Source organism: Ruegeria sp. CG11 (assembly GCF_056537245.1).
In genome coordinates this window covers 348,834-360,291 of sequence record NZ_JBQFRE010000001.1, presented here as the reverse complement: position 1 = coordinate 360,291, position 11,458 = coordinate 348,834, and the positions used below count along the sequence as shown (strand labels likewise).

The 11,458-nt window shown below is 59.9% G+C and carries 13 protein-coding genes; 4 read left to right on the top strand and 9 right to left on the bottom strand.

The features are described from left to right. The first annotated feature begins 17 nt into the window (after positions 1–17). On the top strand, positions 18–809 hold the full coding sequence (locus tag ACR0KW_RS01810) for an FAD binding domain-containing protein (protein ID WP_480803473.1): 792 nt from the start codon (positions 18–20) through the stop codon (positions 807–809). A 43-nt stretch (positions 810–852) separates the two neighbouring features. On the opposite strand, the gene ACR0KW_RS01805 is transcribed toward ACR0KW_RS01810, so the two are convergent. Further along, positions 853–1,698, bottom strand: a complete 846-nt coding sequence (locus ACR0KW_RS01805) for a MurR/RpiR family transcriptional regulator (RefSeq protein WP_480803472.1) — start codon at positions 1,696–1,698, stop codon at positions 853–855. Positions 1,699–1,839: 141 nt separating this feature from the next. Here ACR0KW_RS01805 and ACR0KW_RS01800 point away from each other — a divergent pair, with 141 nt between their 5' ends. Both ACR0KW_RS01800 and ACR0KW_RS01795 read left to right on the top strand, forming a co-directional pair. After that, positions 1,840–2,619 (top strand): beta-keto acid cleavage family enzyme, encoded by a 780-nt coding sequence (locus ACR0KW_RS01800; protein ID WP_480803471.1) that lies wholly within the window; start codon positions 1,840–1,842, stop codon positions 2,617–2,619. Further along, complete coding sequence (locus ACR0KW_RS01795; protein WP_480803470.1) at positions 2,616–3,932, top strand: aspartate aminotransferase family protein; 1,317 nt, start codon at positions 2,616–2,618, stop codon at positions 3,930–3,932. Before ACR0KW_RS01800 ends, ACR0KW_RS01795 begins: the two co-directional genes overlap by 4 nt. A gap of 62 nt (positions 3,933–3,994) precedes the next feature. On the opposite strand, the gene infC is transcribed toward ACR0KW_RS01795, so the two are convergent. The 7 genes from infC to cobA all read right to left on the bottom strand — a co-directional run bounded on the left by infC (position 3,995) and on the right by cobA (position 9,620). After that, a complete protein-coding gene (gene infC, locus ACR0KW_RS01790) occupies positions 3,995–4,456 on the bottom strand; it encodes a translation initiation factor IF-3 (RefSeq protein ID WP_480575972.1) in 462 nt (153 codons plus the stop codon). Positions 4,457–4,702: 246 nt separating this feature from the next. Then, on the bottom strand, positions 4,703–5,536 hold the full coding sequence (locus tag ACR0KW_RS01785; RefSeq protein ID WP_480803469.1) for a ferredoxin--NADP reductase: 834 nt from the start codon (positions 5,534–5,536) through the stop codon (positions 4,703–4,705). A 108-nt stretch (positions 5,537–5,644) separates the two neighbouring features. Continuing rightward, the gene (locus tag ACR0KW_RS01780) at positions 5,645–6,052 is read right to left on the bottom strand and encodes a DUF934 domain-containing protein (RefSeq protein ID WP_480803468.1); all 408 of its coding nucleotides are present in this window, start codon (positions 6,050–6,052) and stop codon (positions 5,645–5,647) included. After that, positions 6,049–6,810, bottom strand: coding sequence for a phosphoadenylyl-sulfate reductase (locus tag ACR0KW_RS01775; protein ID WP_480803467.1), 762 nt, complete (start codon positions 6,808–6,810; stop codon positions 6,049–6,051). Before ACR0KW_RS01775 ends, ACR0KW_RS01780 begins: the two co-directional genes overlap by 4 nt. Then, positions 6,800–8,464: a nitrite/sulfite reductase gene (locus tag ACR0KW_RS01770; RefSeq protein ID WP_480803466.1), complete on the bottom strand. Its 1,665-nt coding sequence runs from the start codon at positions 8,462–8,464 to the stop codon at positions 6,800–6,802. The genes ACR0KW_RS01775 and ACR0KW_RS01770 overlap by 11 nt, the downstream gene beginning before the upstream one ends. Before the next feature lie 65 nt (positions 8,465–8,529). Beyond that, positions 8,530–8,844 carry a DUF2849 domain-containing protein gene (locus ACR0KW_RS01765; protein WP_480803465.1) on the bottom strand — a complete coding sequence of 105 codons (315 nt, stop codon included), beginning with the start codon at positions 8,842–8,844 and terminating at the stop codon, positions 8,530–8,532. Then, positions 8,844–9,620, bottom strand: coding sequence for a uroporphyrinogen-III C-methyltransferase (cobA, locus tag ACR0KW_RS01760; protein ID WP_480803464.1), 777 nt, complete (start codon positions 9,618–9,620; stop codon positions 8,844–8,846). The genes ACR0KW_RS01765 and cobA overlap by 1 nt, the downstream gene beginning before the upstream one ends. 141 nt (positions 9,621–9,761) lie before the next feature. On the opposite strand from cobA, the gene ACR0KW_RS01755 reads away from it, so the two are divergent. Beyond that, on the top strand, positions 9,762–10,241 hold the full coding sequence (locus tag ACR0KW_RS01755) for an Lrp/AsnC family transcriptional regulator (protein ID WP_170324770.1): 480 nt from the start codon (positions 9,762–9,764) through the stop codon (positions 10,239–10,241). Between the two features lie 6 nt (positions 10,242–10,247). Here ACR0KW_RS01755 and ACR0KW_RS01750 read toward each other — a convergent pair whose 3' ends face one another. Further along, the gene (locus tag ACR0KW_RS01750) at positions 10,248–11,420 is read right to left on the bottom strand and encodes a cytochrome P450 (protein ID WP_480804185.1); all 1,173 of its coding nucleotides are present in this window, start codon (positions 11,418–11,420) and stop codon (positions 10,248–10,250) included. Positions 11,421–11,458 lie beyond the last annotated feature (38 nt).

Here is an 11,458-nt window from a genome sequence, read left to right as displayed (position 1 = left end):
TCGGAAAGGAAGACGAAATGTACAGTTTCGAGTTTGAAAAACCCTCGACCATTGCCGACGCGGTCGCCGCGTTGGGGGCCGAGGATGCGCAGGCGTTGGGGGGCGGTCAGACGTTGATCCCGACGCTGAAGCAGCGGTTGGCGGCACCGTCCAAGCTGGTGTCAGTAAGCGGGATTGCCGAGATGAAGGGGGTCTGCGTCGAAGATGATGGCTCGGTGGCCGTTGGAGGGGCGACAACCCACGCCACGGTCGCGTCTGAGGCTGCGGGCAGCTATCCGGCCCTTGCGGCGCTGGCAGGTCAGATCGGTGATCCGGCGGTGCGCAATCGCGGCACCATTGGTGGGTCGATTGCCAATAACGATCCAGCGGCCTGTTACCCGGCCGCTGTATTGGGATCGGGTGCGACCATTGTCACCAATGCACGGCAGATCGCGGCGGACGATTTCTTTGAGGGGATGTTCTCGACCGCTTTGGACGAGGGTGAGATTGTCACCTCGGTCCGCTTCCCGGTGCCGGAGGCGGCGAGTTATCAGAAGTTCCTGCAACCTGCCTCACGGTTCGCGCTGGTGGGCGTTTACGTGGCGCGTTTTGCCGATGGTGTGCGTGTCGCCGTCACCGGTGCAAGCGAAGATGGTGTGTTCCGTTGGTCCGAGGCCGAGGAGGCGCTGAACAAAGAGTTCCGCGCAGATGCGTTGATGGGCTTGCGCATCAATCCGGCCAACATGATCGCCGATCTGCATGGCAGCAAGGAATACCGCGCGCATCTGGTCGGCGTTATGACCAAACGGGCCGTCGAAGCCTGTATGTAAGACAAAGAGCCTAAGCAAAGCCCCGGTCGAATACCGGGGCTTTTTACGTTCGGCGCAGTCTCGGCGGTTTTGAAGGTTGCCAATACGCCCCGGTATCCTCGCGCGCTTTTTGGTAGGCATCGATCCGCTGCCGGGCCGCGTCGCCTCCGGCATCGAAAAGGTGGCCCAGCAGACATTCCAGAACAGCCATTGCTCCGGTGTAGCAGGAGAACGGATACAAGGCGCGGGTGCTGACGGTGAAGGCAATGTCGGGCTCGACCCCGGGGGCGATCACGTCGCTGTCCGAGATCAGGATCAGGCGCATACCTTGTTGTTTAGCGAACCGCATCGATTGGATTGTGTCTGCGGAATAGGGGTGGACGGTGATGGCGACCAGGCAATCGTTTTGGTCGGCGTCCAGCAGATCATCCGCGGCCGAGCCGATATGCCGTGGCACAAGTTGGATGCTTGGGTGCGCCATGCGGCCCGTATAGGAAAAGTAATAGGCCAGCGCGTAGCTTGCGCGTGTCGCTGTGACGAAACACCGGCGGGATGTCGAGATGTGCCGGACCGCCTCGCGTGTTTTTTCAGGCCTCATCAGGCGCAGAGACCGGGCGACGATGTTCTGTTCGTTCTGCGCCAGCTTTGCCTGCGCGTTGCTGAAAGCATCCTCGGTTCGCATTTTGGTCAGCCACTCCTGTCCCAGTTCACCCTCTCGATCCGTGACCAAGGCGTGCCGGAATGGTGCGCGGAAGGCGTCAAAGCTGTCAAAGCCCATGCGCTGCGCGAGCCTGACCAGAACGTTGGAGCTGACGCCGATCTTGGTCGCCGTGGTGCGGATCGGGTTCAGGCCGAAATCTCCGGGATGGTCGATGATGTACTTGGCGGCCGCTTGCAGAGCAGACGGCATCCGTTCGATGTCTTGACGCAGGTGTTCGGTAATTTGGTTTGGTGTGTTCTCCATTAGAAAAGAAAAACAAATGTTATGAAATAAACAAGTAAAAAACGGAGCAAGCTTGATTAGATGGCAGGTGATATCAGAGGAATGCGCATGTCAGATACGCGAGCAAAAAACGAAACCGCCCGTCGCCCCTATGTGCTGGTCGCGCCGAATGGAGCGCGGAGAGGGCGATCGGATCATCCCGAACTGCCCGTTTCCATTGATCAGATCGTGGACGCTGCGCGCGCCTGTTTCAGGGCCGGGGCGCACGGGTTGCATTTGCATATTCGCGACAAGCAGGGGCAGCACGCGCTGGACGCGGGCCAATACCTAGAAACAATAGCTGAACTGCGCCGGGTCATTCCGGAAATGGATATTCAGATCACGACCGAGGCTGCGGGCCTGTTCGATGTGCCTGCCCAGTTGGCGTGTCTGGAACAGGTGCAGCCGGATTGGGCTTCAATATCCGTACGGGAAATCGCGCGAGCACCCGAGCTGGCGCCGCGTGTCTATGGGCTGTGCGCCGAGCAGGGAACTCGGGTACAGCATATACTGTATGACGCGGATGACGCTGCCTTGCTGGCGCAGTGGCAAAAGGCTGGAATTGTGCGGGAGGGTCAGGTGGACCGCCTTTTGGTTCTGGGCCGGTATACGTCCGGCCAGCAGTCCGCGCCGAAGGACTTGGATCAGTTTCCGGTGGATACATCGCCGTGGATGGTTTGCGCGTTTGGCGCGCGGGAACATGCCTGTTTGGCTTATGCGGCTCAGCGGGGTGGAGACGTTCGGGTGGGCTTTGAAAATAGCCTGACCGATCAGAACGGAAACCTTTGGAAAGACAATACCGCGTCGGTGGCGGCGCTTGTTGCCATGTTGGAAAGGGCAGTTGATTGAGTCACGTATTCCCACGCCACACGAAAACGGACCTGCCGGTCGCTGCGGGCGGAGACGGGTGCTATCTGATCGATACACAGGGTCGCCGGTATCTGGATTGCGGTGACGCTGCCGTGTCCTGTCTGGGCCACTCCGATCCGGCGGTGATCCGGGCTGTGCAGGAGCAGGTTGAAAAGATCGCCTTTGCCCATACCGGCTTCATGACCTCGGAACCGGCCGAAGCGCTGGCGGATTTGCTGGTTGAAAAGGCACCGGACGGTCTGGACCGTGTGTATTTCGTTTCGGGCGGGTCCGAGGCGACCGAGGCGGCGATCAAACTGGCGCGGCAATATTATCTGGAGATCGGCCAGCCTGAGCGGCGGCATGTGATTGCTCGGCGGCAGAGCTATCATGGCAATACCTTGGGTGCCCTGTCGGCCGGAGGGAACGCATGGCGACGTGCGCAATTTGCGCCGATGCTGATCGACATGACACATATCGCGCCTTGCTATGAATATGCGGAAAAAGCGGACAGCGAGAGCAGCCATGATTACGGTCAGCGCGTCGCCAATGAGTTGGAGGCCGAAATCCAGCGGCTGGGTCCCGAGACCGTGATGGCCTTCATGGCCGAACCGGTTGTCGGTGCAACTTTGGGGGCCGTGCCTGCGGTCGAGGGGTATTTCAAACGCATCCGCGAGATCTGCGACCAGTACGGCGTGCTGCTGATTCTGGATGAGGTGATGTGCGGCATGGGCCGGACGGGGCATCTGTTTGCCTGTGATCACGATGGAGTGGCCCCGGATATCCTGTGCATCGCCAAGGGGTTGGGGGCCGGATATCAACCGATCGGGGCAATGATGTGCACCGGTAGAATCTTTGACGCCATCCGCGATGGGTCCGGGTTCTTTCAGCACGGTCACACTTACATTGGCCACCCGGTCGCGACCGCGGCGGCATTGGCCGTTGTTCGCGAAATGACTGAGCGTGATTTGCCCGCAAGGGCGGTCGTCATGGGCGAAAAGCTGCAATCAGCGCTAGAGTCCGCGTTGGGACAACATCCCAATGTCGGGGATATTCGGGGGCGTGGTTTGTTTCGGGGGATTGAACTGGTCGCTGATCGCGAAACCAAAACGCCGTTCGACCCAGCGCTCGGCGTGGCGGGTAAGATCAAAAAGGCCGCATTGGCTGAAGGTCTAATCTGTTACCCGATGTCCGGCACACGAGATGGGCGGTTGGGCGATCACATCCTGTTGGCGCCGCCGTTCATCATCGAAGAGACGCAGATCGACGAGTTGGTCGGAAAGCTGAGCAAAGCAATATCAGCGGTGATCTGACGGACGAAAAAAGAAAAGCCCCCTCATCTGAGGGGGCTTTGAATTTTAGGCTGATGAAAGCTTTATTTCTGTGGCAGGGGCCCGATCATCATGATCATCTGACGGCCTTCCATCTTGGGCATGTTCTCGACCTTGCCCAGTTCCTTGATGTCTTCAGCCACGCGTTCCAGCAGCTCACGGCCCAGGTTCTGGTGCGCCATCTCACGACCGCGGAAGCGCAGGGTCACTTTTACCTTGTCGCCCTTTTCCAGAAATTTGAAGACGTTCTTCATCTTGACGTCATAGTCATGAGTGTCGGTGTTGGGCCGGAACTTGACCTCTTTCACCTCGATGACTTTTTGCTTTTTGCGGGCTTCGCTTTCGCGTTTCTGCTGTTCGTACTTGAACTTGCCGAAGTCCATGATCTTGCAGACCGGCGGGTTCGCGTTGGGCGAAATCTCGACCAGGTCAAGCCCGGCATCTGCCGCAAGTTGCATGGCTTTGGCGGGATGAACCACCCCGACGTTTTCTCCATCAGCGCCGATCAGGCGAATTTCGGAGGCACGGATTTTTTCATTGACGCGCGGTCCGGTATCTCTCTGCGGCGGCGCGTTGTGAGGTCTGCGGGCTATGGGTTCATTCCTTTGATGATTGCAGAATTTCGAGCCCGGAATTTAGACTGCTGCGCGTCTTGATTCAAGCGCCAACCTTGCCGAATGACCTCAATAAATCAGGTTTAACAGCAGGTTTATGCGCGGGCCATGGTCATTCCAGTGGCCCGCGCGAGTGGATCAGCCGACAAAGGCCTTTTCGATCACGAATTCCTTGGGCTCGGAATTGGCGCCTTCGCGCAGGCCGAACTCTTCCAGAATGGCCTTGATGTCCAGGTTGAAGGCCAGCGAACCGCAAACCATGGCGCGGTCGGTATCCGGCTGGATGCCGCCCTCGATGCCCAGATCGGCAAACACGGTGCCATCTTTCAGCAGGTTGGTGATGCGGCCCATCTTGGGGCTCTCTTCCCGCGTGGTGGTCGGGTAATAGCGGATCTTGTCCGCAAACCCTTCGCCGATCAGCTCGGCCAGCATTTCGTCCTGACGGATGCTTTCGATCAGCTGACGGCCATACTCCAGCTCTGCCACTTCGCGGCAGGTGTGGGTGATGATGACCTCATCATAGTCCTCATAGGTCTGCGGCTCGCGCAGCAGCGAGGCGAAAGGAGCGAAGCCGGTGCCGGTGGCAAAGAACCACAGACGTTTGCCGGGCAGCAGGGCGTCATGGACCAGTGTGCCGACGGGCTTGGGCCGCAGGATGATCTGGTCACCCGCTTTGATGTGCTGCAGTTTCGAGGTCAGCGGACCGTCCTGCACCTTGATCGAATAGAACTCCAGCTCTTCGTCCCAGGATGGCGAGGCGATCGAATAGGCGCGCAGCAGGGGTTTGCCGTTGTCACCCAGCAGGCCGATCATCACGAACTCGCCCGAGCGGAACCGCAGCGAGGCAGGGCGCGAAACCTTGAAGGAAAACAGGCTGTCGGTCCAGTGTTTGACGTCCGTTACGGTCTGGGCGTCCGGCAGAACGGGGGCCTTTACGGCGGTTGCTTCGGTCACGGGCTTCATCTCTGTCATCGTTTCACTGCCGGTCTGCTAAACCGACATCTCCGTTTAAGCTTTGATCCACATCAGGAAAAGGGGCAGATTGCCCCTTTCCTTAATTTAAGCTGGCGGTTGGCGGTCTTAGCCGCGCAGGCGGGCCTGATAGCTGTGGTCTTTCCAGTTGGCGCGGGCCAGCCACTGATCTTCGGGTTGACGGGTGGCCAGAGCGTCGTCGATCTCGACCTCGTCAAAGCCGCTGCGGCGGGCCATGGCGTATTGGTCGGCCAGCACGTGCCCTTTGGCGCGCAGACGGCCGGTATAGCCTTTCAGCCGTAGAACGCGGGCAATGGTAAAGCCGCGACCATCGGCCGAGGACGGAAAGTCCACGCGCACCATCTGCGCGCCGCCCAGACGGTCAATCAGCTCATCCGGGTCGGTGTCCGAGGCCACATCCAGCGCGACCACATCATTGGCCGCGTCTTCCAGCGTCACAAAGCCGTCGGTCCAGTCATCGGGGGCGAACCCCGTATCCGATACGATTACGTTCATGTTTTCTCTCCGGCGCGCACCATCTTGCCATCGACAAAATGGATGCCGCATTCTTCTTTGTTCTGATCGCGCCAGCGTCCGGCGCGGGGGTCTTCGCCTTCTTTGACCGGCGATGTGCAGGGCGCACAGCCGATCGAGAGGTAACCTTTGGCCACCAGCGGATGCCGGGGCAGGTTGTTTTCGTCCATATAGGCGCGCACGTCCTCGGGCGCCCAATGGGCCAGCGGGTTGACCTTGATCCGGCCGGTGCCGTCCTCGACCTCAAAGAACTCGAGCGCGGCGCGGGTGCCGGACTGGAACCGTTTGCGGCCGGTGATCCAGCCATCGTACCCCATCAGTGCCCGCTGCAGCGGGAAGGTCTTGCGCAGGTTGCAGCACGCATCCATGTCCCGCAAACGCAACGCGCCATACGGGTCGTCGCGCTGCACGTCCTCATCATCGGCGCGGATGACGTGGACGTTTTTCAGGCCCAGGCGTTCGCTTACCTCCTGTTGGTATTCCAGCGTTTCGGTGAACAGCATCTGAGTGTCCACGAACAGCACCGGGGTCATCTTGTTGACCACCGCCGCCATGTGCAGCAGCACGACCGATTCCGCACCAAAGCTGGAAACCAGAGCAAGCTCTTCGATCTCCTCCAGTGCGCCATGCATCACGTCATGGGCGCTGTGATGGCGGAACTGGGCGTTCAGCGCATTGACCCGTTCAGTCAGTTCGCCTCGGTCTTTACCCAGTTCCGTCTGGATCAGGTCAAGCGGCATTAGCCTGCGCCTCGGGGTAGAGGGCCGCTTTGAACGGCGCCATGCCTACCCGACGATAGGTCTGCAGGAAAGTTTCCTCGCTGCTTTCGCGTTGCTCCAGATACGTGTCGACGATGCGCTCAACGGCGGGCACGATCTCGTCATAGGCAAAGCCCGGACCGGTGCGGTCGCCAATGGCCGCGTTCTCGGTGCCGTCACCACCCAGAGTGATCTGGTAGTTTTCGACGCCTGCACGATCCAGACCCAGGATGCCGATATGACCCACGTGGTGGTGACCACATGCGTTGATGCAGCCCGAGATCTTGATCTTCAGGTGACCGATATCATGCTCCAGCTTCAGGTCTTCGAAACGGGTCGCAATTTCCTGCGCGACCGGGATCGAGCGCGCCGTCGCCAGCGCGCAGTAGTCCATACCGGGGCAGGCGATGATATCGCTGATCAGGCCAATATTGGCGGTCGCCAACTCGTATTCCTTCAGCTTGGCGTGGATCGCGGGCAGGTCCGACTTGTGGACATGCGGCAGGATAACGTTCTGCTCGTGGCTGATACGCAGCTCGTCATAGGCGAACTCTTCGGCCAGATCGGCCATCACGCGCATCTGTTCAGCAGTCGCATCACCCGGTGTCGCACCGTGTTTCTTGATCGAGATCGTGACGATCGCGTGGTCCGCGTTCTTGTGCGGCGCGATGTTGGTGTCGACCCATGACCGGAAGACCGGATCGTTGGTGTAGGCGCTCTCGAACGACGCAACCGAGCCTTCGCGGAAAGCAGGTGCCGCAAAGTGGCCCTTGATCTCTTGCAGCAGGTTCATGTCAGCACCTTTGAACTGCGGGCGAACCTGCAAGAAGCGCTCGTTGACCTTGGCACGGATGGTGTCGATGCCGTTTTCGTGCACGGTGATCTTGATTCGCGCTTTATACTTATTGTCGCGGCGGCCGATCTGGTTCCACACGGAAACGGTGGCTTCCAGGTAAGCCAGCAGATCGTCAAAGGCGACGAATTCGGACAGTTCTTTGCCGATCATCGGGGTGCGGCCCAGGCCGCCACCCACGATCACGCGGGCGCCCAGAACGCCGTCACGCTCGACCAGTTGCAGGCCGATGTCATGTGCCTTGATCACGGCGCGGTCATTTTCCGAGCCGGTGATGGCGATCTTGAACTTACGCGGCATGAACTGGAATTCCGGGTGGTCGGTCGACCACTGGCGCAGCAATTCGGCATAGGGGCGCGGGTCGGCGATCTCATCGGCGGCGGCACCGGCAAAATGGTCGGCGGTCACGTTGCGGATGGTGTTGCCCGAGGTCTGGATCGCGTGCATCCCAACCTCGGCCAGCGCGTCCAGCATATCCGGCACGTCATTCAGCTTCGGCCAGTTGTACTGGATGTTCTGACGGGTGGTGAAATGGCCATAACCCTTGTCCCACTTTTCAGCCAGCAGGGCCAGTTGACGCATCTGTGCGCTGTTCAGAGTGCCATAGGGGATGGCGACCCGCAGCATGTAGGCGTGCAGCTGCAGATACAGGCCATTCATCAGGCGCAGGGGTTTGAATTCGTCTTCGGTCAACGAGCCGTCAATGCGGCGCTCGACCTGCGCGCGGAACTGCGCGTTACGTTCTGCCAAAAATGCTGTGTCGAACTCGGAGTAGCGATACATGATTAGCTGTCCTTGGTTGCAGCCCCGAACCTTGGGGCCTTGAAGGGGAGAGAGAGGGCCGAGGGTCAGGCCCGGGGCTGCGTTGCTGTTTCCTGCTTGCCATGGGCATAGTTCGAGGGTCCGGTGCGACGGAACTCCTCACGGAAATGGGCGGGTTCGGGGCCATTGTCGCCTGCGACGGCATCGGCCAAATAGGCACCGACGATCTTGCTGGCCTGACGGCTGGCATCCAGCAGGCGAACCTGTGCGTGGGCCTCATCCGTGATCAGCTCGGCCTCGGACAGTTCACGCGACCAGCGGTCGTCTTCGGTCAGGTATATAACGTCGCCTTCCAGAAGGTCGTTGGCGGTGACCACTTTGGGGGTAAAAGCGCGGGCCATCAGGCGTGCTCCTTCTTGAATTCGGTCAGGGCCTTGGCCGCTTGGCGCGGGGCGAGGCCGTAAAAGGTTAGGGTGGGGCCGTCCATTTCGGCGGCGTTCAGATCGGTGGGCAGCTGGTCCAGCGTGGTGGCCAGAACGCGTTGATCGGGACGTGAGGCGTTTTCGACCAGCGTCACGGGCGTGTCGCGGTCGGCGCCGTGCATGATCAGGCGGCCTTGAATGAAGCGGGCGGATTTCTTGCCCATGTAGATCGCCGCCACGGAACCGGGACGCGCCAGCGCGGTCCAGTCGTGATCAGCAAAGCCTTTCATGTCGTGGCCGGTCAGGAACCGTACCGAGGAATTGCGGCCCCGGCGCGTTAGGCTTTGACCAATTCCTGCAACCGCAGCCGATGCCGCGGTGATGCCGGGAACAATCTGCCAAGAGATGCCAGCAGCCTCGATCGCTTCGATCTCTTCGTCCAGACGACCAAACACGGTGGGATCGCCGGATTTCAGGCGCACGACGTGGTGGCCTTTCACCGCGTAGTCGACCAGCAGTGCGTCGATGTCTTCCTGTTTCCAAGAGGGGCCAAAACCCGCCTTGCCAACATCAACCAGAACAGCGGACTTGCCCGCCAGTTCCAGAACCTCGGCACTGATCAGACGATCATGCAGAACGACGTCAGCGCGCTCGAAGGCATTCAGTGCCTTGAGCGTCAGCAATTCCGGATCGCCCGGACCCGCGCCGACAAAGTCGACGTGCCCTGTGCCATCATATGAACGCGTAAGCTGCATCTGTGGTTCCGCTTGGTTTGACTTGACCTGCAATATAGGAAATATTCCCGGTATTGCGCTATATGGGCGCTCAAATAAGAACAAACGTTCCGTCAGTGCCTCGATCTGGGACGTGAGTTTTGAAACGATGGGAAAAATGGAATGTCGGTGCGGATTGATGACACGGATCGGAAAATTCTGGTCGAGCTACAGCGCGACGCCAGCCAATCGCTGGACGAAATAGCAGCCCGTGTCGGCAGTTCCAAGACCCCAGTCTGGAATCGAATCCGCAAGCTGAAAGGAGCCGGGGTCATCGGTCAGCAGACCGTTTTGCTGGACGCCGAAGCACTGGGTTTCGAGGCGACTTTCTTCGTTCTGATCCGCACCTCGGAACATGAGGCCGAGTGGCAACGCAAGTTCCTCAAGGCGCTGCGGGATCGGCCCGAGGTGCAGGAGGCGCACCGACTGGCCGGCGACATCGACTATATCCTCAAGGTGCGGGTCAAGAACGCGCGGGCCTATGACGAATTCTACCAGACCCTGATTTCCGAAGTGCGTGTCCACAACGTGACCGCACTGTTGTCGATGGAGGAGATCAAATCCACCACAATGCTACCCCTGAATGCGCTGATCGAAAGCTGAGGCTAGTCAGATCTGAACCATCAATCGAGTCAGCCCGTGGAAATGGTAAGTGTTCGAGTATTCCGGTTTCGTCGTCAGGCGCAGGTTCGGGCAGCGGTCAAACAGGGCGGTCAGGGCGATCCGCATCTCCAGTCGCGCCAGCGGGGCGCCGACGCAGAAATGCAGCCCGCCGCCGAAGCTGGTATTGGTCACGATTGGGCGGGTGGGGTCAAAACGGTTCGGTTCCGCCCAGACCGATGGATCACGGTTCGCGGCCCCCAGCAACAGCGCGACCTCATCGCCGCGTTTGAAGGTATGGTCGAACAGTTCGACCTCTTCATAGGCATAGCGGGTGAACATGTGCAGCGGGGGGTCGTAGCGCAGGATTTCCTCGACCAATCCGTCTATCGCGTGGGCGCGTGGGTCGAGGCCCAATTGCAACAGGGTTTTCACGCCATTGCCCAGCGAATGAACCGCGGCCTCATGCCCGGCGTTCAGCAGCAGGATGCAGGTGGCAACAAGCTCGTCATGTGAGAGTTTCTCGCCATCTTCCTCGGCGGCGATCAGGCGGGTGATCAGGTCGTCCTGCGGGTCGGTGCGCCGCTGTTCGATGTAGTTGCTAAGGAACGCTGTGAAATCCCGGGCGGCGGTTGCGGCTGTGTCCTCGGTTTCGCGCGTGCGGCTGGCCTGATACATCGCCACCATGGCATGAGACCACCGCAACAGGTCGGGCGACATCTCCTCGGGTACGCCCAACAGGCGGCAGATCGTAATCACCGGAACCTGCGCACAGAACGCGTTTAGCAGATCAAATGGTGTATCCGGAAAGCGGTCGATCAGGTTGTGGCTGAGGTCATGAATGGACGGCTCCAGCGCTGAGATCGCGCGGGATGTAAAGGCCCGCGTAACCAGCGCCCGCAGTCGTGTGTGGCGCGGCGGTTCAGCCTCGAGCAGCGAATGCGCCTCGACATTCAGCCACGGTGTCAAATGGGTGGGGCCGGGGCGCTGCAACTCGGCGGGAACCTCGCGCCCGAACCGGCGATCCTTCAGCAATACCTGCACGGCTCGGTGTGAGACCGCCGCGATTTTGTTGTAATCCTCCCAAAAAACAAGGTCCCCATACGCACGGGCCTTGTCATAAAAAGGATAGGGATCTTGCACGAAACCCGGTTCGACCGGGGATTGGGATACCGTCTTCATGCGGCGCAGACTTGCCATGCGGCGCGCTGAATGCAAGA